The following is a 25,568-nucleotide window of genomic DNA, read 5'->3' as shown; positions in this document are numbered from 1 at the left end:
CTTGCCTACCCCTGTGGGAGCGAGCCTGCTCGCGAAAGCGGTCGATCAACCAGCATAGATGTTGAATGTGCTGGCCTCTTCGCGAGCAGGCTCGCTCCCACAGGTAGCTGTGTTTCAACACAACAGAGGTGGTTCGCCACCTCTGTAACGATCAAAGATTTGCGGAGTACGTCATGGCCATCGCCGTTCCCCTGAACGAGGGCGCCAGCCCCACCTTGAAGCAGAAGCTCAAGCGCGCCGAGCGGGTCAACCGCTGGAAGGCCCAGGCGTTGATTGCGCCGCTGGTGCTGTTTCTGTTGCTGGTGTTTCTGGTACCGATCGTGGCGCTGCTCTACAAAAGCGTCGGCAACCCGGAAGTGGTCGGCGGCATGCCGCGCACCGTGGCGGCCATCGCCAGTTGGGACGGCCGTGGCCTGCCCGCTGAACCGGTGTACAAAGCGGCCGGCGAAGACCTCGCCGAAGCCCGCAAAAACCAGACGCTGGGCGATCTGTCCAAGCGCTTGAACATGGAGTTGGCCGGCTATCGCAGCCTGCTGACCAAAACCGCCCGGGCGCTGCCCTTCGCCAGCGAACCGGCCTCCTATAAAGAAGCCCTCGAAGCGCTCGATGAGCGTTGGGGCGATCCGGCCTATTGGCAAGCGGTCAAACGCAACACCAGCAGCATCACGCCTTACTACTTGCTGGCGGCGGTGGATCACCGTATCGATGATCTCGGCGAACTGGCCCCGGCCACCCCGGATCAGGCGATCTACCTCGACATCTTCGCCCGCACGTTCTGGATGGGCCTGATCATCACCGTGATCTGCCTGCTCCTCGCCTATCCACTGGCCTACCTGCTGGCGAACCTGCCATCACGGCAGAGCAACCTGCTGATGATTCTGGTGCTGCTGCCGTTCTGGACCTCGATTCTGGTGCGGGTCGCGGCGTGGATCGTGTTGCTGCAATCGGGTGGACTGATCAACAGCGCACTGATGGCGATGGGCATCATCGATAAGCCGCTGGAGCTGGTGTTCAACCGCACCGGGGTCTACATCTCGATGGTGCACATCCTGCTGCCGTTCATGATTCTGCCGATCTACAGCGTGATGAAAGGCATCTCGCCAACCTACATGCGCGCCGCCATCTCGCTGGGCTGCCATCCGTTCGCCAGTTTCTGGCGGGTGTATTTCCCGCAGACTTATGCCGGCGTCGGTGCCGGTTGCCTGTTGGTGTTCATCCTCGCCATCGGTTACTACATCACCCCGGCGCTGCTCGGCAGCCCGAACGATCAGATGGTCAGCTACTTCGTCGCGTTCTACACCAACACCAGCATCAACTGGGGCATGGCCACTGCGCTGGGCGGCTTGTTGCTGCTGGCGACCGTGGTGCTTTATCTGATCTACAGCTGGCTGGTGGGCGCCAGTCGCCTGCGCCTGAGCTAAGGGGAATTTGAAATGCTGAGTCCTTACATGTCGCCCATCGAACGGGTGTGGTTCTACAGCTTGCGGATCCTCTGCGGCCTGATCCTGCTGTTCCTGATTCTGCCGGTACTGGTCATCGTGCCGCTGTCGTTCAACTCGGGCAGTTTCCTGGTGTATCCGCTGCAGGGCTTTTCCCTGCACTGGTATCAGGACTTCTTCGCCTCGGCGGAATGGATGCGTTCGCTGAAGAACAGCATCATCGTCGCCCCCGCGGCGACCGTGCTGGCGATGGTCTTCGGAACCCTGGCCGCGATCGGCCTGACCCGTGGCGACTTCCCCGGCAAGGCGCTGGTGATGGCGCTGGTGATTTCGCCGATGGTGGTGCCGGTGGTGATCATTGGTGTGGCGAGTTATCTGTTCTTCGCACCGCTGGGACTGGGCAATAGCTTCTTCTCGCTGATCGTGGTGCACGCGGTGTTGGGTGTGCCGTTCGTGATCATCACCGTGTCGGCGACGTTGCAGGGGTTCAACCACAATCTGGTGCGGGCGGCGGCCAGCCTTGGCGCTTCGCCATTGACCACGTTCCGTCGGGTGACCCTGCCGCTGATTGCGCCGGGGGTGATTTCCGGGGCGTTGTTCGCCTTTGCCACTTCGTTCGATGAAGTGGTGGTGACGCTGTTCCTCGCCGGCCCCGAGCAAGCGACCTTGCCACGGCAGATGTTCAGCGGCATTCGCGAGAACCTCAGTCCGACGATAGCGGCGGCGGCAACCTTGCTGATCGCCTTCTCTGTCATCCTGCTGTTAACCCTTGAATGGCTGCGCGGTCGTAGCGAGAAACTGCGTACCGCGCAGGTCTGACGCCCAGATCAAAAGCCACCCCCTCACCCCAGCCCTCTCCCCCAAAGGGGCGAGGGGGAAAGGGAGCAGATCTTCATGCTGTTCAGAATCTGAGTTCGACTCGGTATTGCACGTCGATGGACTTCGAGAGTGCAGCTCGGTCAGTCCCCTCTCCCTACGGGAGAGGGTTAGGGTGAGGGGCTTTTGCTCCTGATTATTCACCAACTGAATACCAGACAACCCGAAACCCTCAACTACGCTTGTGCTCAGCTCCCACATCTATAAGAGGCTGCGCACGATGAGTCTGTCCCAGTTCAAAATCGCTCACAAACTGATCACCGGTGCCGGGGCCATCGAGCAACTGGCCGCCGAACTCACCCGCCTCGATATCGACAACCCGCTGATCGTCACCGACGCCGCGCTGGTCAAATCCGGCACCGTGGAGCTGGCGCTGTGCCAATTGGGCGGGCGCGAGTACGAGATTTTTGATCGGGTGCTGCCGGACCCGGAAATCGCCATCGTCGAAGATTGCATGCGCGTGTATCGCGAGGGCGGGCATGACGGCTTGATCGGTCTCGGTGGCGGCAGTGCCATCGACATCGCCAAGAGTGTCGCCGCGTATGCCGGATACCACGGCGCGCTGGAAGACCTGTTCGGCGTCGATCAGGTGCCGCGCAAAGGCCCGCCGCTGATCGCCATCCCGACCACCGCCGGCACTGGCTCGGAAGTGACCAACGTCGCCATCCTCTCGGACAAGGTCGCGCAACTGAAGAAAGGCATCGTCAGCGACTACCTGTTGCCGGACGTGGCGCTGGTCAGTCCGCAAATGACCCTGACCTGCCCGCGCAGCGTCACCGCCGCCAGTGGCGTCGATGCGCTGGTGCATGCCATTGAATCCTATCTGTCGGTCAACGCTTCGCCGATCACCGATTCGCTGGCGCTCGGCGCAATCAGGTTGATTGCCAGGTCGCTGCCCAAGGCCTATGCCAATGGCGCCAATCTGCAGGCCCGTGAGGACATGGCCACCGCCAGCCTGATGGCCGGGATGGCGTTCGGCAATGCCGGAGTCGGCGCGGTGCATGCGTTGGCCTATCCGTTGGGCGGGCGCTTCAACATCGCCCATGGCGTCAGTAACGCCTTGTTGCTGCCGTACGTCATGACCTGGAACAAGATGGCCTGCGTCGAGCGCATGCAGGATATCGCCGAGGCCATGGGGGTGAAGACGGCTCATCTGAGCGTCACCGAGGCGGCGGACAAAGCCGTGCAGGCGATGACCGACCTGTGCGCTGCGGTGGAAATTCCGGCCGGGCTGCGCAGTTTCGGTGTGCCGGAAGAGGCGATCCCGGCCATGGCCGTGGAGGCCGCGGGAATCGAGCGTTTGATGCGCAACAACCCGCGCAAGCTCAGCGCTGCGGATATCGAGAAGATCTACCGAGCGGCGTACTGATCATCGCGGTCACGGTGCGCGCACGGAAACTTGAGGTATACAATGCGCGCCATCGTGATTTAGCTCAGAAAAGGTGCGTCATGCAGCCCTTCGTAATTGCTCCGTCGATTCTCTCCGCCGACTTCGCCCGCCTCGGCGAGGAAGTGGACAACGTTCTGGCCGCCGGTGCCGACTTCGTCCACTTCGATGTCATGGACAACCACTACGTGCCGAACCTGACCATCGGCCCGATGGTTTGCGCGGCACTGCGCAAGTACGGCATCACCGCGCCGATCGACGCGCACCTGATGGTCAGCCCGGTGGATCGCATCGTTGGCGACTTCATCGAGGCCGGCGCCACTTACATCACTTTCCACCCGGAAGCCACGCTGCACGTCGATCGTTCGCTGCAACTGATCCGTGAAGGAGGCTGCAAATCCGGCCTGGTGTTCAACCCGGCGACCCCGCTGGACGTGCTCAAGTACGTGATCGACAAGGTCGACATGGTCTTGCTGATGAGCGTCAACCCGGGCTTCGGCGGGCAGAAGTTCATTCCTGGCACCCTCGACAAACTGCGCGAAGCGCGGGCGATCATCGATGCCTCGGGCCGCGACATTCGTCTGGAAATCGACGGCGGCGTCAACGTCAACAACATCCGCGAAATCGCGGCCGCTGGCGCTGACACCTTTGTGGCCGGTTCGGCGATCTTCAATGCACCGAACTATCAGGAGGTCATCGACAAGATGCGTTCCGAACTGGCGCTGGCGCGCCCATGAGCGGTTTTGAGCAGCTGTTCCCGGGGCAACTGCCACGGTTGGTGATGTTCGATCTGGATGGCACGTTGATCGATTCGGTTCCCGACCTGGCGGCGGCGGTGGACACCATGCTGCTCTCCCTCGGCCGCAAGCCTGCCGGTATCGAGGCGGTACGCGAGTGGGTCGGCAATGGCGCACCGGTGCTGGTGCGCCGGGCGCTGGCCGGTGGCCTCGATCATTCGGCGGTGGATGACGTAGAGGCCGAGCACGCGCTGGAAGTATTCATGGAAGCCTATGGCGCGAGCCACGAGTTGACCGTGGTCTATCCCGGCGTACGCGACACTCTCAAATGGCTGCACAAACAGGGCGTGGCCATGGCATTGATCACCAACAAACCGGAGCGTTTTGTCGCGCCGCTGCTGGATCAGATGAAGATCGGCCGCTACTTCAAGTGGATCATCGGCGGCGACACCCTGCCGCAAAAGAAACCCGACCCGGCCGCGCTATTCTTCGTGATGAAGATGGCCAACATCCCGGCCTCGCAATCGCTGTTCGTCGGCGACTCGCGCAGCGACGTGCTGGCGGCGAAAGCGGCGGGGGTCAAGTGCGTGGCGCTGAGCTACGGCTACAACCACGGTCGACCGATTGCCGAGGAATCCCCGGCACTGGTGATCGACGATCTGCGCAAGCTAATTCCCGGTTGCCTCGGTACAGCCGCTGAGATAACGTTGCCCGACGCTGCTCAATCCCATTCTGGAAACGCCATCGTGGTGGTCACCCGCAAACTCTGGATGAAAGTCATCAAGGCCCTGGCCCGCTGGCGTTGGCGCGCCTGACTGGTTCCTGGCCGGCTTGCCGGCGCGTTTGCACACCTGACTGATTTGCCCCTCACACCACGAGGCACCCCATGATCCGCGAAGAATTCCTGCGCCTGGCCGCTGACGGCTACAACCGCATTCCGTTGGCCTGCGAAACCCTGGCCGACTTCGACACCCCGCTGTCGATCTACCTGAAACTGGCCGACCAGCCAAACTCCTACCTGCTCGAATCGGTGCAGGGTGGTGAGAAATGGGGTCGTTACTCGATCATCGGCCTGCCGTGCCGCACCGTGCTGCGGGTGCACGACCATCACGTGAGCATCACCGTCGATGGCGTCGAGACCGAAAGCCATGACGTCGAAGACCCGCTTGCTTTCGTCGAAACCTTCAAGTCCCGCTACAACGTGCCGACCATCGCCGGTCTGCCGCGTTTCAACGGTGGCCTGGTCGGTTACTTCGGTTATGACTGTGTGCGTTATGTCGAGAAGCGTCTGGGCAAATGCCCGAACCCGGATCCACTGGGCGTGCCGGACATTCTGCTGATGGTGTCCGATGCGGTAGTGGTGTTCGACAACCTCGCCGGCAAGATGCACGCGATTGTCCTCGCCGATCCGGCGCAAGCCGATGCTTACGAGCAGGGTCAGGCGCAATTGCAGGCACTGCTGGAGAAACTGCGCCAGCCGATCACCCCGCGCCGTGGCCTGGATTTCAGCAAGCAACAAGCGGCTGATCCGCTGTTCCGCTCCAGTTTCACCCAGAGCGACTACGAAAAAGCCGTCGACACCATCAAGGAATACATCCTCGCGGGCGACTGCATGCAGGTCGTGCCGTCGCAGCGCATGTCGATCGACTTCAAGGCGGCGCCGATCGATCTGTATCGTGCGCTGCGTTGCTTCAACCCGACGCCGTACATGTACTTCTTCAACTTCGGAGACTTCCACGTCGTTGGCAGTTCGCCGGAAGTGCTGGTGCGGGTCGAAGACAACCTGATCACCGTGCGCCCGATTGCCGGCACTCGTCCACGCGGGGCCACCGAAGAGGCGGATCTGGCGCTGGAAGAGGATCTGCTGTCGGACGACAAAGAGATCGCCGAGCACCTGATGCTGATCGACCTCGGTCGTAACGACACTGGCCGGGTTTCGGAAATCGGTTCGGTGAAACTCACCGAGAAAATGATCATCGAGCGTTATTCCAACGTGATGCACATCGTCTCCAACGTCACCGGCCAGTTGAAGGCCGGGCTGACCGCGATGGACGCGCTGCGGGCGATTCTGCCGGCGGGCACCTTGTCCGGCGCACCGAAGATCCGTGCGATGGAAATCATCGACGAACTGGAGCCAGTCAAGCGTGGCGTGTATGGCGGTGCGGTCGGTTACTTTGCCTGGAACGGCAATATGGACACCGCGATTGCGATTCGCACTGCGGTGATCAAAAACGGCGAACTGCACGTGCAGGCCGGTGGCGGTATTGTTGCCGACTCGGTGCCGGCGCTGGAATGGGAAGAAACCCTGAACAAGCGCCGCGCAATGTTCCGTGCCGTGGCATTGGCCGAGCAAACCCCGGACGCCTGATCCACGCAAAACCCTGTAGGAGTGAGCCTGCTCGCGATTTTGGTCTGACATTCTCCTTAATGTTGACTGTTTCACCGCCATCGCGAGCAGGCTCACTCCTACATTTGATTGTGTTCAGCCATAAAAAACGCGGCGCCTGTGAGGGCGCCGCGTTTTTTATGCCAGCAGATCAGAAATCAAGGCTGACCCCGACGTTCACCCCCTGCTGGGTAAAGTCATCATCCTTGCGCACGTTGTAGCTGGCGCGCAACGCCAAATCCTGCGTGAGCTTATGGCTCACGCCCAGGTTCAGACGATTGAGGTTGGTCTGCGGCTCGTAGCCTTCGAGCGTGAAACGGTTGCCCGGCAAGCTGTTGAGGTTGATGGTCAGATCCTGGCGGTCGTCGTTGTACTCACGTTCGTGAGCGAACTCACCGAACACTTCAGTCTGCGCGGTGATCTGGTACTTGCCCTGGATACCCACGCCCAGACGCCGCGAGTTGCGCGACTGGTCGTCAAAAGTCAGCGCCGTGGAGTCAGCGCCTTTTTCCGAGTAGCCATCGACTTCGGTCTTGCCAAAGTCGGCACTGACGAACGGCGACAGGTGCCACGGGCTGCTGGCCTGCTGTGCGATGTCGTAGCCGAGGCGGCCGCTGATCGCCAGCACGTAACCGTCGGTATCGCCTTTCTCTCCGCGCTCGTTGACCCCAAGCTGGAATTTACGCTTGAGGCTGTCGTAGTCGAGTTTGCCGGCGGTCATCGCCAGATCGCCCCACCAGCGGTTTTGCTGGTACTGGGCGAACGCGGTGCCCATGTAGGAATTGAGCTTGTATTCCGAATCGGCGTCGCCGGCTTCGAGTTTCTGATGGTACAGACCCGCGGCCAGACCTACACGCCAGGCTTCGTTGACGCGATAGCTGCCGCCGATGTTCAGGTTGTAGCCGTTGCCGTCGGCACTGGCGGCGCTGTGCTGGCCGTCGAAGTCCTGATGTTGACCGCCGCCGGCAACGATGGCGCGCCATTGGCCCACGGCTTGCCAGTTTTCCCAATCGGCCAGCCATTGATTGCGCAGTTCATCCTGATGCGCGCGCAACGAACCCTGGGCCATTTCCGGCAGCAGGGTCAGTTCCCACGGGGCGGCGAGCAGCGAGTAGGCGTAGTCGGCAATCAGGCGCTGGCCAGCTTCGGTCGGGTGCACCGAGTCGTTGTAGATCAGCTTGGTCGGATCCGGCGTGGCGCTGTTGATGCCGTATCGGGCGTTCTCGGTGCAACTGTTGCCGCTGAAGCAGGTGGCCGTCAGGTTCTGGTCGGTCGCGAGGCCGAACTGCGCCGGGTTGGCGAAGGCTTCTTTGAGCAGCACCGGGATGTTCAGCGGGATGATTTCGGCGTTGATGCCCTGCAACTGCCTGACCAGCTCGGTGTTGAACTGGGCGCTGAGCTGCGAGGTGAAACCCTGCAGCGGCGAGCCGTTGATGGCCGGGGTCAGGCCGATGTCCGGCAGCAGCCAGACCATGATGTATTTGGCGCCGGCGCCTTGCAGCGTGCGGGCGCTGTCGGCCAGGCGATCGGCTGCGGCGCTGGCCTGATCGAGACTGAGTACGCGGCCCTGAAGGAAATCGTTGCCGCCCCCGGACAGGTAATACAGCGCGTTCGGATCGGCACGGAAGCCGTTCGACGGCAGGTAACCGCTGCGGGTGCGTTCGCCGGTGGCGGACTGTGTGGTGATAGAGTCGAGAATCTGGTCGGTACGGTAGCCGCCCACCGCCCAGTTGTTGCCATCGGCCAGACCTTCGCCGGCACGCGCGGCCGATGACGACGATGCGGTCTGATCCGGGCTGAAACCCAGTTTGCCGCCGATGATCTGGGTGGCGTTGAGGTCGCGGTTTTCCCCAGTGCCGTCCTTGTACAGAGGGCCGGTGCGGTTGGTGTAGCGCTGCGTGGCGCCGGCCGGGCCGCCGCTGTCCCTGAAGGTTCCGGCGTCGTTCAAGCTATCGCCGAACACGATGAAGTTGGAGTAGGGCGCGGGTGCTGCGTACGCCTGGGTGCAAGCCATGGCGAGCAGGCAACCGGCGAGCGGTACAAACAACGTCTGTTTGATCATGAGCAAGTCCGTTTATTTATTGTTGTAGGTGAACGAAACGACAGTACCAAAAACTCCCGGCGTTTTGCCATCGGTCGCGAAGCCTCCCTTAGTTTTGTCCCCCGTCAGCCCCGCCATATTGCACGCTCCGTCCAGCTAAGTTACTGTGCCGGAACGTATGAACGAGACCTTCCCCGTGTTGATCGTCAGCAAACTTCTGGATCAAGTCATCAAGGCACACGCCCGTTGGCGTTGGCGCGCCTGAATCTTTTCTGCCGGCCCGGCCGGATCTGTATCGCTTTGCCTTCCTTGCCCGTTTGAAATGCCGCTGTGCCGACGCCACCTGCGCGCCCGACATCGTGCAGCGCCCTGCGGGCAAGTCATTCGAAGGCTGTCTTCAAGTCAGAATTCAAGAGGTTCGAAACGCCATGTTGCTGATGATCGACAACTACGACTCCTTTACTTACAACGTTGTGCAGTACCTCGGCGAGCTGGGTGCCGAGGTCAAAGTCGTGCGCAACGACGAACTGACCGTCGCCGAAATCGAAGCGCTCAACCCCGAGCGCATCGTGGTCTCGCCAGGCCCGTGCACGCCGACCGAAGCCGGCATTTCCATCGAAGCCATCAAGCATTTCGCCGGCAAACTGCCGATCCTCGGCGTCTGCCTCGGCCATCAGTCGATTGGCCAAGCGTTCGGCGGCGATGTGGTGCGTGCCCGTCAGGTGATGCACGGTAAGACTAGCCCGGTATTCCATGAGGACAAGGGCGTTTTCGCCGGTCTGAACCATCCGCTGACGGTTACCCGCTACCACTCGCTGATCGTCAAGCACGATACTTTGCCCGAGTGCCTGGAGCTGACCGCGTGGACCCAGCACGACGACGGCTCGGTCGACGAAATCATGGGCCTGCGGCACAAGACCCTGAACATTGAGGGCGTACAGTTCCACCCTGAGTCGATCCTGACCGAGCAGGGCCATGAACTGTTTGCCAACTTCCTCAAACAAACCGGCGGCACGCGCTAAGGACTTCCCATGAATATCAAGACAGCCCTGAGCCGTATCGTCGAACACCTCGACCTCAGCACCGAAGAAATGCGTGACGTGATGCGCGAAATCATGACCGGTCAATGCACCGAGGCGCAGATCGGCGCATTCATGATGGCCATGCGCATGAAGAGCGAGAGCATCGATGAAATCGTCGGCGCCGTTTCGGTGATGCGTGAGCTGGCCGATCAGGTCGAACTCAAGACCCTCGACGGCGTGGTCGATGTGGTCGGCACCGGCGGTGACGGTGCGAACATTTTCAACGTGTCGACGGCGTCCGCGTTTGTCGTCGCGGCAGCCGGTTGTACCGTGGCCAAGCACGGCAACCGCGCGGTATCGGGCAAGAGCGGCAGCGCCGACTTGCTGGAGGCGGCCGGTATCTACCTGAACCTGACGCCGGTGCAGGTTGCCCGTTGCATCGACAACGTCGGCATCGGTTTCATGTTTGCCCAGACTCACCACAAAGCCATGAAGTACGCCGCCGGCCCGCGTCGCGATCTTGGCTTGCGTACGCTGTTCAACATGCTCGGCCCGCTTACGAATCCGGCCGGTGTCAAACATCAGGTGGTGGGCGTGTTTACGCCTGCGCTGTGCCGGCCATTGGCCGAAGTCTTGCAGCGTCTTGGCAGCAAGCACGTACTGGTGGTGCATTCGAAGGACGGTCTGGACGAGTTCAGTCTTGCCGCGCCGACCTTTGTCGCTGAACTGAAGAACAACGAGATCACTGAGTATTGGGTCGAGCCGGAAGATCTGGGCATGAAGAGCCAGAGCCTGCACGGCCTCTCGGTCGAAGGCCCGGAAGCGTCGCTGGCGCTGATTCGCGATGCGCTGGGCAAGCGCAAGACCGAGAACGGCCAGAAGGCTGCCGAAATGATTGTGCTCAATGCCGGTGCGGCGCTGTATGCCGCTGACCTGGCGACCAGTCTCAAAGAAGGCGTGGCGCTTGCGCACGACGCACTGCACACCGGTCTTGCTCGGGAAAAACTCGAGGAGTTGGGTGCCTTTACCGCGGTATTCAAAGTGGAGAATGAGGGATGAGTGTACCGACGGTTCTGGAAAACATTCTGGCGCGCAAAGTCCAGGAAGTCGCCGAGCGTAGCGCTCGTGTCAGCCTGAGCGAGCTGGAAAGTCTGGCCAAGGCGGCCGATGCACCCCGTGGTTTTGCCCAGGCATTGCTGGCGCAGGCCAAGAAGAAGCAGCCGGCGGTGATCGCCGAAATCAAAAAGGCTTCACCGAGCAAAGGCGTGATCCGCGAGAACTTCGTGCCTGCCGACATTGCCAAGAGCTACGAGAAGGGCGGTGCGACCTGCCTGTCCGTACTGACCGATATCGACTACTTCCAGGGCGCCGATGCCTACCTGCAACAGGCCCGCGCCGCTTGCAAATTGCCAGTGATCCGCAAGGACTTCATGATCGATCCGTACCAGATCGTCGAAGCCCGCGCACTGGGCGCCGACTGCGTGCTGTTGATCGTCTCCGCACTGGACGACGTGAAAATGGCTGAGCTGGCCTCGGTCGCCAAAGGCGTGGGTCTCGATGTGCTGGTGGAAGTGCACGATGGCGATGAGCTGGAACGCGCACTGAAAACCCTCGACACGCCGCTGGTCGGGGTCAATAACCGCAACCTGCACACCTTCGACGTCAGCCTGGAAACCACCCTCGACCTGCTGCCGCGCATCCCGCGCGACCGTATGGTGATTACCGAGAGCGGCATCCTCAACCGTGCCGATGTCGAGTTGATGGAAATCAGCGACGTTTATGCGTTCCTGGTCGGCGAAGCGTTCATGCGCGCGGAAAGCCCGGGCACCGAACTGCAGCGCCTGTTCTTTCCGGAGCGTGGCGTTCCGGTCAGTGGTTCGACCCTCGACTGATCTGCTTCAGACCGAGTCGCCCCTTTCGCGAGCAGGCTCGCTCCCACAGGAAATGTATTCTTGATGTGGGAGCGAGCCTGCTCGCGAAGGGGTCATAAGATTCACTACAGACTGCTCGTCTAACGGATTTCTTTATGACTCCAGTTTGCCTCCCCATCGAAGCCGGCCTGCAAACCGAACAAGACTTGCTCGCTTCCGTCTGCGCCGGCAACGCCGAATCCGGTCTGCTGTTCTGGCAACCCAGTGATCGCGCCTTGGTCATGCCGCGTCGCCTCAATCGTCTGCCCGGTTTTGACCACGCCTGTGAAGTCTCCGCCGCTGCCGGCTGGCCAGTCTTGCTGCGGGAAACCGGCGGTGAACCGGTCCCGCAATCCGCTTCAACCATCAACATCGCATTGGTTTACGCCCCGCCCCGCAGCGAGGGCGATCTGAACCGCATCGAAACCGGTTACCGGCGCCTGTGTGATCCGATCTGTGAATTGCTCGATGAGTTGGGTGGTGTGTCGTCGTTGGGCGAAATCGACGGCGCGTTCTGCGACGGTCGTTTCAACGTCAATCTCGACGGCCGCAAGATGGTCGGCACCGCTCAGCGCTGGCGCCAGAGTCAGGGCGGTCAGCGTCCGGTGGGGCTGGTGCACGGGGCGATGCTGATGGATAACGAGCGCGAGTCGATGGTTGCAGCGGTCAATCGCTTCAACGAGGCTTGCGGTCTGGAGCAGCGGGTGCGCGCCGAAAGCCACATCGCCCTGCATGAGAAGTTCGTCGCGCCAACGGCTTTGGCGCGTCTGGATGAGCTGTTTCGTCTGATGCTGGCGCAGGTCTACAGCGCCTGATTTTGCGCGCTTAGCGCGTACCGAAGACTACCATGGTCTTGCCTTTCACATCGACCAGGTTGCGTTCTTCAAGATCCTTGAGCACGCGACCGACCATCTCCCGCGAACAACCGACAATCCGGCCGATTTCCTGACGGGTCACCTTGATCTGCATGCCGTCCGGGTGGGTCATCGCGTCGGGCTGCTTACACAGCTCCAGCAGGCAGCGGGCCACGCGACCGGTAACGTCGAAGAACGCCAGGTCGCCGACCTTGCGCGTGGTATTGCGCAGACGTTGGGCGATTTGTCCGCTGAGGACGTAAAGAATGTCTGGATCCTGCTGCGACAGTTCGCGGAACTTCACGTAGCTGATTTCGGCGATTTCGCATTCGACCTTGGCCCGCACCCATGCGCTGCGTTGCTGTTCCTGGCCTGCCTGTTCGAACAGACCCAGCTCGCCGAAGAAGTCCCCGGCGTTGAGGTAGGCGATGATCATTTCGCGGCCGTCGTCATCTTCGATCAAGATGGTGACCGAACCTTTGATGATGAAGTACAGCGTGTCCGAGCGATCGCCGGCGCAGATGATGTTGCTCTTGGCCGCATGGCGACGGCGCTGGCAATGCATCAACAGCTTGTCGAGGTTCTTGATTTTGGGTGTGGGGGTAATAGCAACCATGGTTGTATCCCGAAAAGACTGCACGGTGATGTTTGATTTTTTTATGAGGCGCTGAAGGCGGTCGCTACACAGGCTGACAATTGGCGCCAGCGAATTGGCGCCAGCTTACCAGACACTTCGTCGAAAATTCGAGAAATTACCTACGCAGCTGAGGCATCCGTCCTAGGAACGCCGGGCGCTGCCAGAGCAAAGGCCTGTGCTAAGCTGGCGACCCTTTTTTCTACAGTGGAGTCTTGGCGATGAAGGCACGCATCCAATGGGCTGGCGAAGCCATGTTCCTCGGCGAATCCGGTAGCGGTCATGTTGTGGTCATGGACGGACCACCGGACGCCGGTGGTCGTAATCTGGGTGTTCGCCCGATGGAAATGCTCCTGCTGGGCGTTGGCGGTTGCAGCAACTTCGACGTGGTCAGCATCCTGAAGAAGTCGCGTCAGGCGGTTGAAAGCTGCGAAGCGTTCCTCGAAGCCGAGCGAGCGACCGAAGATCCGAAGGTGTTCACCAAGATCCACATGCACTTCGTGGTCAAGGGCCATGGCCTGAAAGAAGCCCAGGTCAAGCGCGCCATCGAACTGTCTGCCGAGAAGTATTGCTCGGCCTCGATCATGCTCGGCGCGGCCGGCGTGGCGATCACTCACGATTATGAAATCGTCGAGCTCGGTTGAATCGACATTCAACTATCATAAAAGCAGGGCAGACTCTGGCGATCCCTCGCTGACGTCTGCATAATGCGCCACTTTTTTCAGGGCAGTGATCGGTCAACCGACGGATCGTCCGCCTGAACAGATAACCAAAATCGCCATCGCGAAGAGGTGTTAACCGTCCTACGCAGGTGCGTTGTTCGCACTTGACGGGCATGCTTGATCACGCGGCTGCGCCGCATACATAGAGAGTTTTTAACGGTGAAAAGCAAACTCAAGCTCCACGGGTTCAATAACCTGACAAAGACCTTGAGCTTCAACATCTATGACATCTGCTACGCGGAAACCCCGCAAGACCAGCAGGCTTACGTCGAGTACATCAATCAAGAGTACAACGCCGAACGCCTGACGCAGATCCTCACGGAAGTTGTCGAAATCATTGGTGCCAACATTCTGAACATCGCGAGTCAGAACTATGAGCCTCAGGGTGCCAGCGTCACGATTCTGATCTCGGAAGAGCCGGTGACCCCGACTGACAGCCAGATCGAAGAGTCCCCGGGTCCATTGCCCGAAATCATCCTTGCCCACCTCGACAAGAGTCACATCACGGTGCATACCTATCCGGAAATCCATCCGGACGCCGGTATTGCGACGTTCCGTGTGGACATCGACGTGTCGACCTGTGGTGTCATTTCACCGCTTAAAGCGCTCAACTTCCTCATTCACCAGTTCGATTCGGACATCGTGACTGTGGACTACCGTGTGCGCGGCTTCACCCGTGACGTTGAAGGCAACAAGCACTTCATCGACCACGAGATCAACTCGATCCAGAACTACCTTTCCGAAGACACTCGCGACGCGTACCAGATGACCGACGTGAATGTGTACCAGGAAAACCTGTTCCACACCAAAATGCTGCTGAAGAACTTCGAACTGGATAACTACCTGTTCGGCGACGCCACCAGCAACCTGTCCTCCGAGCAGCGTGCTCAGGTGACCGAGCGTGTGAAACACGAAATGCTGGAAATCTTCTACGCGCGCAACATGCCGGCGTAAGATTCCCGGGCACAAAAAAGGCGACTACCGTGCGGTAGTCGCCTTTTTTATTACCGAAACAGAACCCTGTGGGAGCGAGCTTGCTCGCGAAGGGGCCCTGCGAGACAACACTGAAGTCAGATCCTGTAGGTACTCTTGGTCATCACCTTCGCCAACAGACTCATCCCGAACTTCACCGGCGCCGGAAAACGGAAACCGCCCGCATCCAGTGCGCTCTCCGCATGATGCTCTTCATCAATGCGCATCTGCTCCAGAATCGCCCGGGACTTCTCGTCCTCGGCCGGCAATTGTTCCAGGTGCTCGTTCAGGTGTTTGCACACCTGATGCTCGGTGGCCGCGACGAAGCCAAGGCTGACCTTGTCACTGATCAGGCCGGCGACGGCGCCAATGCCGAACGACATCCCGTAGAACAGCGGATTGAGCACGCTGGTGTGACTGCCCAGCTGATGGATGCGCTGCTCGCACCACACCAGGTGATCGATTTCTTCTTCGGCGGCGTGCTCCATGGCAGCACGCACCTGCGGCAATTTTGCAGTCAGCGCCTGCCCTTGGTACAGCGCCTGGGCGCAGACCTCGCCGGTGTGGTTGATGCGCATCAGGCCAGCGACGTGGCGGGTGTCCTCGTCGCTCATCTGCACATCCGGCTGCACGATGGCTGGCGACGGACGGTAGGGCTGACCGCTGAAGGGCAGCAGGGTCCGCATCGCGGCATCGGCTTGCAGCAGAAGACGGTCAATCGGCGAGTAGTGACGTTGGGTAGTCATGCTGACCTCCGGGAAAAATCTCGACCGCCAGTTTAACCGAATCGGCCGGGGAAGGTTTGCGCTGGGTCATTTGCCACGCGGTCATGCTTTTGGTGGGAGCGGGCTTGCTCGCGAAGGCGTCGGCACCTTCAGAATATCAATGTCAGACACTCCGCTTTCGCGAGCAAGCCCGCTCCTACAGGGGCGGATGCAGTGAATCAGCCCGGCGGCCAGTTCATCTGGCGCTGACCCAGTACGTGCATATGAATGTGATAGACGGTCTGACCACCTTTTTCATTGCAGTTCATCACCACCCGGAAGCCTTCCTCGCAGCCCAGCTCCAGCGCCAGACGCTGGGCAGTGAACAGGATGTGCCCGGCCAGTGCCTTGTCGTCTTCGGTCAGGTCGTTGAGGGTGCGCACCGGTTTCTTCGGGATCACCAGAAAATGCACCGGTGCCTGAGGGGCGATGTCGTGGAACGCCAGAACCTGGTCGTCCTCGTAAATGATCTTGGCCGGGATCTCCCGGTTGATGATCTTGGTGAACAGAGTATCCACTGCTGTTTTCTCCGTTGTGGGGGCTGGCCTGAGTGTACTCATGGGAAATGACCCCGCCCAGTGTTTTGCCGTAGGACAGTTCAGCGTGGGCAGTAAGCCTTGTTGACCATGCCGACGATGGTGCGATTGAGCCAGCGCGAGCCGAGGCGTGGCAGGAAGGCCAGCCAGCGGTTGCGTCGTCCCGGAATGATGATGGCGCGGTTTTTCTCCAGTGCACGCACGGTGTAAAGCGCGACTTCCTCGGGACTCATCAGCAGTTTGCTGTCCTTGAGTTTGTCGCTGTTGAGCTGCGCGGTGCGGAAGAATGCGGTGCGGGTCGGGCCGGGGCAAAGTACCGAGACTTTGACCGCGCTCTGTTTCAGTTCAACCCGCAGCGCTTCGGAGAAGTGCAATACGTAAGCCTTGCTGGCGTAGTAAGTGCTCATCCACGGGCCGGGATTGAACGCCGCCACCGAGGCGACGTTGAGGATCTGTCCGCCGCCCTGCAGCGCCATGCTGTTGCCGATGGCGTGGCACAGGCGGGTGAGGGCGAGGATGTTGACTTCGATCAGATCCTGCTCGGTCATCCAGTCTTGGGCGAGGAACGGGCCGCAGGTGCCGATGCCGGCGCAATTGACCAGCAGATCGATCTGCCGGTCGCCTTCTTCCAGTTCCAGCAGGAAGCCGGACAAGCGCAATGGCTCGCCCAGGTCGCAGGCGCGGAACAACACCTCCACGCCAAAGCGCTGGGTCAGTTCGATCGCGATACTTTCCAGCTGATCACGCTGGCGGGCCACCAGAATCAGGCTGCGACCGCGCCGGGCCAGCGCTTCGGCCATGGCCAGGCCGATGCCGCTGGAGGCGCCGGTGATCAGAGCGTAACGGGTCATGCAATTCTCCATCGCAACAGCTCCGCGCCAGCGACGCAGGTGTCACGGCGGGGAGCGTTGTTCATTCTTTCGCAGAGTCTACAGGGGCCGGGGCCGCTTCGGCTGCATCGTCCACGGAATTCGCCGGTTCAGTCTCGACCTCGACTTCATCGGTAGTGACCGAGCCGCTTTCGTAGCTGCTCTCAAGGTTGCTTTCGTATTCCTGCTGGATCGCCGAGATACCGCCGAGCATGCCACCGGCAAATACCAGGGCGAAGAACACGATCCACAACGAGCACAGCACTTTGACCGCGGTGCTGTTGGGTGGCGGTGGCGGGCCGTAGCGGTTAGCGCCGGTGTTGCCCGGCACGACCATGATCACCAGCGGGAAGAAGCTGCCCACGAACGGCACCAGGTTCAGCAGCCAGAGCCAGCCGGACCAGCCGATATCGTGCAGGCGCTGTACGCTGAACAGAATGCTGACAATGATGAAGCCGAGGAACAGGAAGAACGCGAATATCCCGCCAATGATCAGGCCGGTGGTGGAGTCGCCACTGACCAGTCCGAGAGCGAGCAGGGCGAATATGCCCACGATCGGCAGAGTCACCAGGCTCAGCACCATCGTCCAGGCCAGAAACCGCAGGCGACCGATCCGGCCTTCGACGCTGAAGGGCTTGAGCACTGCGAATGCTGGCAGGTTTTCGCCGACGTTGGCCCGAGGTGGCGCATAGGGTGATGCGGGTTCGTTGAAAGTCGCCGGTTGTTCATGCACGTCCGACAGACTCAGTTCGATCGCCGTTTCGCTTTCGATCCGTGCATCGATCCCGGTCTTGCTCAGTGCTTGCAGATAAGTCTGCGCATCGCTGTGGGTCAGGTCGCGTTTGAGGGCGACGGTGCTGCCGTTGAACAGGCGCTCGATGGCGGCAACATCGCTTTTGAACAGGGCCGCCAGATTGAGCTTGGCGGTGGTGAGATCGACACCGGGCTGGAGAGCACCGTCGAAAACGATCTTGTAACGAGGTTCGCTCATGGCCGAGGCATCCTTGTCGCGAATCAATTGAAAGTCAGCAAGTGTAAGGCCAGTCCGTCGATCACTGGCCTGATTTTTCTCAGCGTGGCCAGCGTTTTGGCAACTGCGCCGCGCGTTCCAGCGCCTGACGATATTCCGCGTCGAGCCGGGCGATCAACTGGTCGACGCTCGGCAGGTCGTCGATCTGGCCTACGCCCTGGCCGGCCGACCACACGGTCTTCCAGGCCTTGGCTTCATCGTTGATCGGTTTGAGCTTGTCACCGAAATTGACTTCGCCCTTGCCTTGCAGCGCGGCCATGTCGAAACCCGCCGCCTCCAGGCTTTGACGCATGAAGCTGGCCGGTACTCCGGAGACTGCAGGAGTATGAATGATGTCCGCCGCCTTGGCCGTCAGCAGCATGTCCTTATAGGCGTCAGGCGCATGACTTTCGGTGGTGCCGATAAATCGCGTACCGAAGTAGGCCAAATCCGCGCCGAGCAGCTGTGCGGCCAAAATCTCATGGCCGTGGTTAAGACATCCGGCAAGCAACAGGGTTTTATCGAAGAATTCACGGATCTCGGCGATCAGTGCAAACGGACTCCAGGTGCCGGCATGGCCGCCGGCGCCCGCCGCGACGGCGATCAAGCCGTCGACTCCGGCTTCGGCGGCTTTCTCGGCATGCCGGCGCGTGGTCACGTCGTGGAACACCAGGCCGCCGTAGCTGTGCACGGCATCGACCAGTTCCTTCACTGCGCCGAGGCTGGTGATGACAATCGGCACCTTGTGCTCGACGCAGATGTTCAGATCCGCCTGCAGGCGCGGATTGCTGTTGTGCACGATCAGGTTCACTGCATACGGCGCCGGGTTGTCCAGTGTCGCCAGGCCCGCTTCAATCTCCTCCAGCCAGGCCTTGAAGCCGCTGCTTTCACGCTGGTTCAGCGCCGGGAAGCTGCCAACCACGCCGTTACGGCAGCAGGCGAGCACCAGCTCCGGGTTGGAGATCAGGAACATCGGCGCCGCCACTATCGGCAAGCGCAGACGTTGTTCGAGCAAAGCGGGCAGCGACATTGGAAATCCCCCGAGGTGAGATGCTGTTATGAAGTTAGAACGGCTTGACCACGACCAGAATTACGATAGCCAGCAATATCAGAACCGGCACTTCATTGAACCAGCGATAAAAGACATGGCTGCGGGTGTTCTCGCCACGGGCGAAGCGTTTTACCTGCGCGCCGCACATGTGGTGGTAGCCGATCAGCAGCACCACCAGGGTCAACTTGGCGTGAATCCAGCCGCCCATGCTGAAGATGCCCGGATTGAGGTAGATGAGCCAGCCGCCGAAGATCAGCGTGGCGATCATCGCCGGGCCCATGATGCCGCGATACAGCTTGCGCTCCATGAGGCTGAAGCGTTCCTTGCTGATCGCGTCTTCACTTTGCGCGTGATAAACGAACAGCCGCGGCAAGTAGAACAGCCCGGCAAACCAGCAGACGACGCTGACGATGTGAAACGCTTTGATCCATAGATAGAGCATTTTTGGTTATTCCCAGGTTCACGGTAGCCGGGATAGTAGAGGCTTGAGCGTCCGCACGTCACCTTGATGGTTGTCGCAGGGGCGCGCGGCCCCTATTATCGACGGCTTTCCAGTGGGTTCGTTGAGGGCAGGTTTATGGTCAAGGTCGGTATCGTCGGCGGCACGGGTTACACCGGTGTCGAACTGCTGCGTCTGTTGGCACAGCATCCGCAGGCAGAAGTGGTAGTGATCACTTCCCGATCCGAGGCCGGTCTGGCCGTGGCTGACATGTACCCGAACCTGCGCGGTCACTACGACGGTCTGGCGTTCAGCGTGCCGGACATCAAAACCCTGGGTGCGTGCGACGTTGTGTTCTTCGCCACCCCGCACGGCGTTGCCCATGCGTTGGCCGGTGAACTGTTGGCGGCGGGCACCAAGGTCATCGACCTGTCAGCGGACTTCCGGTTGCAGGACGCTGAAGAATGGGCCAAATGGTACGGACAGCCACACGGTGCGCCGGCGTTGCTGGACGAGGCGGTCTACGGCCTGCCGGAAGTCAATCGTGAGCAGATCAAGAAGGCGCGTTTGATCGCCGTACCGGGTTGCTATCCAACCGCCACACAGTTGGGTTTCCTGCCGCTGCTTGAAGCGGGTCTGGCTGATACTTCTCGCCTGATCGCCGACTGCAAATCCGGCGTCAGCGGTGCCGGTCGCGGTGCTTCTGTAGGCTCGCTGTACTCCGAGACGTCGGAAAGCATGAAGGCTTATGCGGTGAAAGGTCACCGTCATCTGCCGGAAATTCGCCAGGGTCTGCGTCGCGCTGCCGGTAAGGATGTCGGTCTGACCTTCGTCCCGCACCTGACCCCGATGATTCGTGGCATTCATTCCACGCTCTACGCGACCGTGGTTGATCGTTCGGTGGATCTGCAGGCACTGTTCGAAAAGCGTTATGCCAACGAGCCGTTCGTCGACGTGATGCCGGCCGGCAGCCATCCGGAAACCCGCAGCGTGCGTGGCGCAAACGTCTGCCGCATCGCTGTACATCGTCCGCAGGATGGTGATCTGGTGGTGGTGCTGTCGGTGATCGACAACCTGGTCAAAGGCGCGTCGGGTCAGGCGGTGCAGAACATGAACATTCTGTTCGGCCTGGATGAGCGCTTCGGCCTCTCCCACGCCGGTATGCTGCCGTAACACGTTCGGCAACACAGCAAAAAGGCCCGTCAAACGGGCCTTTTTGCATTCTGGGCAGTTGTTCGGGTTTATTGATATACCGTAACAATAGTTGACCGATTTTCTAGGACAAGCGGATAATGCGCGTCATCACGCATTATGGCGGCGTAACGCCGGGAGATAGTCAGCATGAGCGTCGAATCCTTCACCCCCACGGCTTTGCAATTCACCCAAGGTGCTGCGCACAAGGTGAAGAGCCTGGTCGATGAAGAGGGGAATGATCGCTTGAAGCTGCGCGTATTCGTTACGGGCGGTGGTTGTTCAGGGTTTCAGTACGGCTTCACCTTCGATGAGGATGTGGCCGAGGACGACACCATCGTCGAGCGCGAAGGCGTGAGTCTGGTGGTCGATCCGATGAGTTTCCAGTACCTGGCGGGTGCCGAAGTGGACTATCAGGAAGGTCTGGAAGGTTCGCGCTTCGTGATCAAGAACCCGAACGCCACCACGACCTGTGGTTGCGGCTCTTCGTTCTCGATCTGATCGCACCTCGCTGCGCACAACAAAACGCCGCAGAGCCTTACGGTTCTGCGGCGTTTTTTGTTGCTGGCGTTTTATTCAGTTGGGATAGATGGCGCCGAGTACCCGCAGGCCTTTGGCGCCGGTGACGCTCGGGCGATTGGCGGCAATGCCTTCGAGGCAGCAATGGGCCAGCCAGGCGAAGGCCATTGCCTCGACCCAGTCCGGATCGACGCCGTGAGTGGCGGTGCTGGCGACGGTGGCGTTAGGCAGCAGGTCGGCAAGACGTTTCATCAGCGTAGCGTTGTGAGCGCCGCCGCCGCAGACCAACATTTCCCGCGTATCGGATTGAGCGCTTTGCAGCGACTCGACGATGGTCTGCGCCGTCAGTTCGAGCAGCGTTGCCTGAACGTTTTCAGCAGCGAAGCTCGGCAAACTTGAGAGGTGGTGCTCCAGCCACGGCAGGTTGAACACTTCCCGGCCAGTGCTCTTCGGGCCTTTGGTCACGAAGAACGGGTCGCCGAGCAGAGCTTTCAGCAAGACTGGCTCGACCGTGCCGGTGGCTGCCCACTGGCCGTTGCGATCATAGTTCTCGCCGCGTTGCTGATGAATCCAGGCATCCATCAGCACATTCCCAGGGCCGCAGTCGAAACCGGCTACAGGCCTGGTCGGTTCTATCAGACTGAGATTGCTGAAACCGCCGACATTCAGGACTGCGCGGTTGCCGTTACGCTCTTCGAACAAAGCCTCATGGAAGGCTGGTACCAGCGGGGCACCCTGACCGCCAGCAGCCACGTCGCGGCTGCGGAAGTCGCTAACCACGGTGATGCCGGTCAGCTCGGTCAGTAGTGCGGGATTGCCGATCTGCACTGTGAAGCCACGAGCGGGCTCATGGCGAATGGTCTGGCCATGGCTGCCGATTGCACGAATGGCCTCAGGCTTTAGTTGCTGCTGGTCGAGGAGGGTGTGGATGCCCTGTGCAGCGAGTTTGACCCAGTGCTGCTGGGCGATCGCCGAGCGGGCAATCTCGTCGGGGCCGCTGGCGCACAAGCCAAGCAGCTCGGCGCGCAGGGATTCAGGCATGGGGATGTAATGCGTGGCGATCAGTTTGATCGCCGAGGTCTGCTCGATCAGGGCGATGTCCAGCCCATCGAGACTGGTGCCGGACATCACGCCGATATAAAGAGTCATGGCTTAGCGCTTGCTCGAAGCCAGCATGGTGGCTTTCTCTTGATCCATGCGCGCCATCAACGGCTGGCTCTGCGCGAGGAAACGTGCGCGCTCGGACTTGGCGATCGGATCCGCCATCGGCAGCTTCTGGCCCAGTGGGTCGACGTGAACGCCGTTGACCTGGAACTCATAGTGCAAGTGCGGTCCAGTGGACAGGCCGGTGGTACCAATGTAACCGATCACTTGGCCCTGCTTGACGCTGCCGCCGGTTTTCACGCCTTTGGCGAAGCCTTGCATGTGGCCATACAGCGTGCGGTAGGTGTTGCCGTGCTGGATGATCACCGTGTTGCCGTAGCCACCGCGGCGGCCGGCCAGCAATACTTTACCGTCGCCGGCAGCCTTGATCGGCGTACCGCGTGGCGCTGCGTAATCGACACCTTTGTGGGCGCGGATCTTGTTGAGGATCGGGTGTTTGCGGCCCATGGAGAATTTCGAACTGATGCGGGCGAAGTCCACCGGGGTACGGATAAACGCCTTACGCATGCTGTTGCCATCAGCGGTGTAATAGCTGCTGTTGCCTTGTTTGTTGGTGTAACGCACGGCGGTGTAGGTCTTGCCGCGGTTGGTGAAGCGTGCAGACAGAATCGGGCCGGTGCCCACTGCCTTGCCGTTGACCACTTTCTGCTCGTAGATCACGTCGAATTCGTCACCTTGACGGATGTCCTGAGCGAAGTCGACGTCGTAGCCGAAGACGCTGGCCATATCCATGGTCAGGCTATGGGACAGGCCTGCACGGGCAGCGGATTGTGACAGGGAGCTATTGATCACGCCGTGCACGTAAGCCGTGCGAACGGTCGGCTTGGCTGTTACGCGGTTGAATGCGTAGCCCTTGTCATTCTTGGTCAGGGTAATGGTTTCGACGTCGCTGACCTTGCTGTGCAGGCTGGTCAGTTGGCCTTCCGGGTTCAATTCGAACTCCAGCTTCTGGCCGTGCCTGAGCTGGCTGAACTGTTTGGCTTGTTTGTCGCTGGCCAGCACTTCGTGCACAGCAGCGGCTGGCAGACCGACTTTCTCGAACAATGTAGAGAGCGTATCGCCTTTGGAGACGACGACTTCGCGGTGCCCCGGGGCTTTTGGTTTCTCTGCAGCCGGAGCTGGGGCAGGTGCGGCTTCAGCGGTTTTCGGGGTTTCTTCGGTGCTGTTTTCGATCTGGGCGAAAGGTGAAGCTGCTGGCTCATTTGTGGCTTGAATCGCGTCAGCAGCGTCTTGATCTTGTGTCAGTTGTTCAGCAGGACTTTCCAGTTCCAGGCTCAGGGTCGTCTTTTTGGCTTCAACATCACTGGAAGGAAATACCAGGAGCGCCAGACTGAGAAGGGCGGCGATTCCACTTGCGGCGAGCAGGTGGGTCTTCGGGTAAAGCGGTGGCGCTTTAGACGGTTCAGTGGTCATAAGTAATTTTGACTTTGAAAAAAGATGAATTGGAAAAGATGAATGACATGATGAAGATGAAATAACTGTATAAAATATAACCAAATCATCCCCGAAGCAAGTCTACAGACACCCTGTCTGCAGATTGGTGTCCGTGCGCCGGGCAAAACTTGTAATTGGTGCACGATCTTGTATGGTTGGTTCCCTTTGAATCTGAGCCTTGCGGGTCTGTTATGAAGTCGGTTGAAGAGCAGCTAGCGCTGATTAAACGTGGTGCGGAAGAACTATTGGTCGAGTCCGAGCTGATCGAGAAGCTCAAGCGCGGCCAGCCGCTGCGTATCAAGGCTGGTTTCGATCCAACCGCCCCGGATCTGCACTTGGGTCACACCGTGCTTATTAATAAGCTGCGCCAGTTCCAGGAATTGGGGCATCAGGTGATCTTCCTGATTGGTGACTTCACCGGGATGATCGGTGATCCAAGCGGCAAGAGCGCTACGCGTCCTCCGTTGACTCGCGAGCAGGTTCTGGAAAACGCTGAGACATACAAGACTCAAGTATTCAAGATTCTTGATCCGGCGAAAACCGAAGTTGCCTTCAATTCCACCTGGATGGATCAGATGGGTCCGGCTGACTTCATTCGTCTGACATCGCAGTACACCGTCGCACGTATGCTTGAGCGTGATGACTTCGATAAGCGTTACACCACCAATCAGCCGATCGCTATTCATGAGTTCCTCTATCCGCTGGTTCAGGGATATGACTCGGTTGCTCTGCGCGCGGATGTTGAGTTGGGCGGTACCGATCAGAAATTCAACCTGCTGATGGGGCGTGAGCTGCAGCGTGGGTATGGCCAGGAAGCTCAGTGCATTCTGACCATGCCATTGCTGGAAGGTCTGGATGGCGTGAAGAAGATGTCCAAGTCGTTGGGCAACTACGTGGGTATCCAGGAAGCGCCAGGTGTGATGTACGGCAAGCTGGTTTCGATTCCGGATGCGCTGATGTGGCGTTACTTTGAGCTGCTCAGCTTCCGTTCGATGGATGAGATCAATGCCTTCCGTGCAGATGTCGAGGCGGGGGCTAACCCGCGCGACATCAAGATCAAGTTGGCGGAAGAGATTGTCGCGCGCTTCCATGGTGAGGAGGCTGCGGCCAATGCTCATCGCGCTGCCGGTAACCGTATGAAGGATGGCGAACTGCCGGATGATCTGCCGGAGATCGAACTGGCCTCTGCTGAAGATATGCCAATTGCGGCCGTCCTTAATAAGGCAGGCCTGGTGAAGAACTCGGCGGCTGCGCGTGATCTGTTGGCTTCCGGCGGTGTGCGTGTGGATGGTGAGGTGGTTGATCGCTCCTTTATATATGTGCTGGGCGCGACCCACGTTTGCCAGGCGGGCAAGAAGGCATTTGCACGTATCACACTGAAAGCTGGATAAAGTTTGAAATAAGGGTTGACGGCGAATTTTAGAAGTCTATAATTCGCCCCACTTCCGGCGCAGTCGAAACGGAAAACTCCTTGAGATTCAACGAGTTACGCAGTTTTCGGCAGCGACTTGCTTCAGTTCATCGAAGCCTGGAAAGAGTTGAAAGAGCGGTGATGTTTGGCTCTTTTGACGGTTCGATCTTCTCGGTCGAAAGCGGAGAAAAAGAGGTGTTG

Annotated in this window: 25 protein-coding genes; 15 read left to right on the top strand and 10 right to left on the bottom strand. The window is 59.9% G+C overall.

Annotation, left to right across the window (positions count from 1 at the left end):
- Nucleotides 1–173 precede the first annotated feature (173 nt).
- From AC3WMV_RS18425 to trpE, 6 genes are all read left to right on the top strand, one after another.
- The gene (locus AC3WMV_RS18425) at nucleotides 174–1,421 is read left to right on the top strand and encodes an ABC transporter permease (protein ID WP_027610728.1); all 1,248 of its coding nucleotides are present in this window, start codon (nucleotides 174–176) and stop codon (nucleotides 1,419–1,421) included.
- Nucleotides 1,422–1,433: 12 nt separating this feature from the next.
- Nucleotides 1,434–2,258, top strand: a complete 825-nt coding sequence (locus tag AC3WMV_RS18420) for an ABC transporter permease (RefSeq protein WP_041070101.1) — start codon at nucleotides 1,434–1,436, stop codon at nucleotides 2,256–2,258.
- Between the two features lie 277 nt (nucleotides 2,259–2,535).
- Complete coding sequence (locus tag AC3WMV_RS18415; RefSeq protein ID WP_097089150.1) at nucleotides 2,536–3,684, top strand: iron-containing alcohol dehydrogenase; 1,149 nt, start codon at nucleotides 2,536–2,538, stop codon at nucleotides 3,682–3,684.
- 80 nt (nucleotides 3,685–3,764) lie between these two features.
- Nucleotides 3,765–4,439, top strand: a complete 675-nt coding sequence (gene rpe / locus AC3WMV_RS18410; protein ID WP_003228808.1) for a ribulose-phosphate 3-epimerase — start codon at nucleotides 3,765–3,767, stop codon at nucleotides 4,437–4,439.
- Nucleotides 4,436–5,254, top strand: a complete 819-nt coding sequence (locus AC3WMV_RS18405) for a phosphoglycolate phosphatase (protein WP_103368677.1) — start codon at nucleotides 4,436–4,438, stop codon at nucleotides 5,252–5,254. The genes rpe and AC3WMV_RS18405 overlap by 4 nt, the downstream gene beginning before the upstream one ends.
- A 71-nt stretch (nucleotides 5,255–5,325) precedes the next feature.
- Nucleotides 5,326–6,807, top strand: coding sequence for an anthranilate synthase component I (trpE, locus tag AC3WMV_RS18400; RefSeq protein WP_103368676.1), 1,482 nt, complete (start codon nucleotides 5,326–5,328; stop codon nucleotides 6,805–6,807).
- A gap of 169 nt (nucleotides 6,808–6,976) precedes the next feature.
- Here trpE and estP read toward each other — a convergent pair whose 3' ends face one another.
- A complete protein-coding gene (gene estP, locus AC3WMV_RS18395) occupies nucleotides 6,977–8,887 on the bottom strand; it encodes an esterase EstP (protein WP_103368675.1) in 1,911 nt (636 codons plus the stop codon).
- A gap of 407 nt (nucleotides 8,888–9,294) precedes the next feature.
- Here estP and AC3WMV_RS18390 point away from each other — a divergent pair, with 407 nt between their 5' ends.
- The 4 genes from AC3WMV_RS18390 (at nucleotide 9,295) to AC3WMV_RS18375 (ending at nucleotide 12,613) form a co-directional block, all read left to right on the top strand.
- Nucleotides 9,295–9,888 carry an aminodeoxychorismate/anthranilate synthase component II gene (locus AC3WMV_RS18390; RefSeq protein ID WP_047596412.1) on the top strand — a complete coding sequence of 198 codons (594 nt, stop codon included), beginning with the start codon at nucleotides 9,295–9,297 and terminating at the stop codon, nucleotides 9,886–9,888.
- A gap of 9 nt (nucleotides 9,889–9,897) precedes the next feature.
- Nucleotides 9,898–10,947: an anthranilate phosphoribosyltransferase gene (gene trpD, locus AC3WMV_RS18385; protein WP_003228800.1), complete on the top strand. Its 1,050-nt coding sequence runs from the start codon at nucleotides 9,898–9,900 to the stop codon at nucleotides 10,945–10,947.
- On the top strand, nucleotides 10,944–11,780 hold the full coding sequence (gene trpC, locus AC3WMV_RS18380) for an indole-3-glycerol phosphate synthase TrpC (RefSeq protein ID WP_097089157.1): 837 nt from the start codon (nucleotides 10,944–10,946) through the stop codon (nucleotides 11,778–11,780). The genes trpD and trpC overlap by 4 nt, the downstream gene beginning before the upstream one ends.
- Before the next feature lie 134 nt (nucleotides 11,781–11,914).
- The gene (locus AC3WMV_RS18375; RefSeq protein WP_103368674.1) at nucleotides 11,915–12,613 is read left to right on the top strand and encodes a lipoate--protein ligase family protein; all 699 of its coding nucleotides are present in this window, start codon (nucleotides 11,915–11,917) and stop codon (nucleotides 12,611–12,613) included.
- A gap of 10 nt (nucleotides 12,614–12,623) precedes the next feature.
- Here the strand turns inward: AC3WMV_RS18375 and crp are convergent, their stop codons facing one another.
- Entirely contained in the window at nucleotides 12,624–13,268 is a 645-nt protein-coding gene (gene crp, locus AC3WMV_RS18370; RefSeq protein ID WP_007966430.1) for a cAMP-activated global transcriptional regulator CRP, read from the bottom strand.
- Between the two features lie 239 nt (nucleotides 13,269–13,507).
- On the opposite strand from crp, the gene AC3WMV_RS18365 reads away from it, so the two are divergent.
- The gene (locus AC3WMV_RS18365) at nucleotides 13,508–13,930 is read left to right on the top strand and encodes an OsmC family protein (protein ID WP_103368673.1); all 423 of its coding nucleotides are present in this window, start codon (nucleotides 13,508–13,510) and stop codon (nucleotides 13,928–13,930) included.
- A 237-nt stretch (nucleotides 13,931–14,167) separates the two neighbouring features.
- Nucleotides 14,168–14,962 carry an adenosylmethionine decarboxylase gene (gene speD, locus AC3WMV_RS18360; RefSeq protein ID WP_027610737.1) on the top strand — a complete coding sequence of 265 codons (795 nt, stop codon included), beginning with the start codon at nucleotides 14,168–14,170 and terminating at the stop codon, nucleotides 14,960–14,962.
- Between the two features lie 116 nt (nucleotides 14,963–15,078).
- Here speD and coq7 read toward each other — a convergent pair whose 3' ends face one another.
- The 6 genes from coq7 to hemJ all read right to left on the bottom strand — a co-directional run bounded on the left by coq7 (nucleotide 15,079) and on the right by hemJ (nucleotide 19,651).
- Nucleotides 15,079–15,726 (bottom strand): 2-polyprenyl-3-methyl-6-methoxy-1,4-benzoquinone monooxygenase, encoded by a 648-nt coding sequence (gene coq7 / locus AC3WMV_RS18355; RefSeq protein ID WP_027610738.1) that lies wholly within the window; start codon nucleotides 15,724–15,726, stop codon nucleotides 15,079–15,081.
- 197 nt (nucleotides 15,727–15,923) lie between these two features.
- Nucleotides 15,924–16,262, bottom strand: a complete 339-nt coding sequence (locus AC3WMV_RS18350; protein WP_003228789.1) for a histidine triad nucleotide-binding protein — start codon at nucleotides 16,260–16,262, stop codon at nucleotides 15,924–15,926.
- 80 nt (nucleotides 16,263–16,342) lie between these two features.
- Nucleotides 16,343–17,131 (bottom strand): SDR family NAD(P)-dependent oxidoreductase, encoded by a 789-nt coding sequence (locus AC3WMV_RS18345; RefSeq protein ID WP_027610739.1) that lies wholly within the window; start codon nucleotides 17,129–17,131, stop codon nucleotides 16,343–16,345.
- Between the two features lie 61 nt (nucleotides 17,132–17,192).
- Nucleotides 17,193–18,140, bottom strand: a complete 948-nt coding sequence (locus AC3WMV_RS18340) for a DUF805 domain-containing protein (RefSeq protein WP_103368672.1) — start codon at nucleotides 18,138–18,140, stop codon at nucleotides 17,193–17,195.
- A gap of 79 nt (nucleotides 18,141–18,219) precedes the next feature.
- Nucleotides 18,220–19,188 carry an NAD(P)H-dependent flavin oxidoreductase gene (locus AC3WMV_RS18335; protein WP_027610741.1) on the bottom strand — a complete coding sequence of 323 codons (969 nt, stop codon included), beginning with the start codon at nucleotides 19,186–19,188 and terminating at the stop codon, nucleotides 18,220–18,222.
- A 34-nt stretch (nucleotides 19,189–19,222) separates the two neighbouring features.
- Nucleotides 19,223–19,651, bottom strand: coding sequence for a protoporphyrinogen oxidase HemJ (gene hemJ, locus AC3WMV_RS18330; protein ID WP_027610742.1), 429 nt, complete (start codon nucleotides 19,649–19,651; stop codon nucleotides 19,223–19,225).
- A 135-nt stretch (nucleotides 19,652–19,786) separates the two neighbouring features.
- Here hemJ and argC point away from each other — a divergent pair, with 135 nt between their 5' ends.
- Both argC and erpA read left to right on the top strand, forming a co-directional pair.
- Nucleotides 19,787–20,821 (top strand): N-acetyl-gamma-glutamyl-phosphate reductase, encoded by a 1,035-nt coding sequence (argC, locus tag AC3WMV_RS18325; RefSeq protein WP_007966420.1) that lies wholly within the window; start codon nucleotides 19,787–19,789, stop codon nucleotides 20,819–20,821.
- A 168-nt stretch (nucleotides 20,822–20,989) separates the two neighbouring features.
- Nucleotides 20,990–21,340 carry an iron-sulfur cluster insertion protein ErpA gene (erpA, locus tag AC3WMV_RS18320; protein ID WP_003228776.1) on the top strand — a complete coding sequence of 117 codons (351 nt, stop codon included), beginning with the start codon at nucleotides 20,990–20,992 and terminating at the stop codon, nucleotides 21,338–21,340.
- 75 nt (nucleotides 21,341–21,415) lie between these two features.
- Here the strand turns inward: erpA and AC3WMV_RS18315 are convergent, their stop codons facing one another.
- A complete protein-coding gene (locus AC3WMV_RS18315; RefSeq protein WP_103368671.1) occupies nucleotides 21,416–22,507 on the bottom strand; it encodes an anhydro-N-acetylmuramic acid kinase in 1,092 nt (363 codons plus the stop codon).
- Nucleotides 22,508–22,510: 3 nt separating this feature from the next.
- Complete coding sequence (locus AC3WMV_RS18310) at nucleotides 22,511–23,935, bottom strand: peptidoglycan DD-metalloendopeptidase family protein (RefSeq protein ID WP_103368670.1); 1,425 nt, start codon at nucleotides 23,933–23,935, stop codon at nucleotides 22,511–22,513.
- 212 nt (nucleotides 23,936–24,147) lie between these two features.
- Here AC3WMV_RS18310 and tyrS point away from each other — a divergent pair, with 212 nt between their 5' ends.
- The gene (gene tyrS / locus AC3WMV_RS18305; RefSeq protein ID WP_097089165.1) at nucleotides 24,148–25,347 is read left to right on the top strand and encodes a tyrosine--tRNA ligase; all 1,200 of its coding nucleotides are present in this window, start codon (nucleotides 24,148–24,150) and stop codon (nucleotides 25,345–25,347) included.
- The last annotated feature ends 221 nt before the right edge of the window (nucleotides 25,348–25,568 follow it).

The sequence above is a fragment of the Pseudomonas sp. FW305-3-2-15-E-TSA4 genome (assembly GCF_058787295.1).
This window is presented reverse-complemented; position numbering and strand designations above follow the sequence as displayed.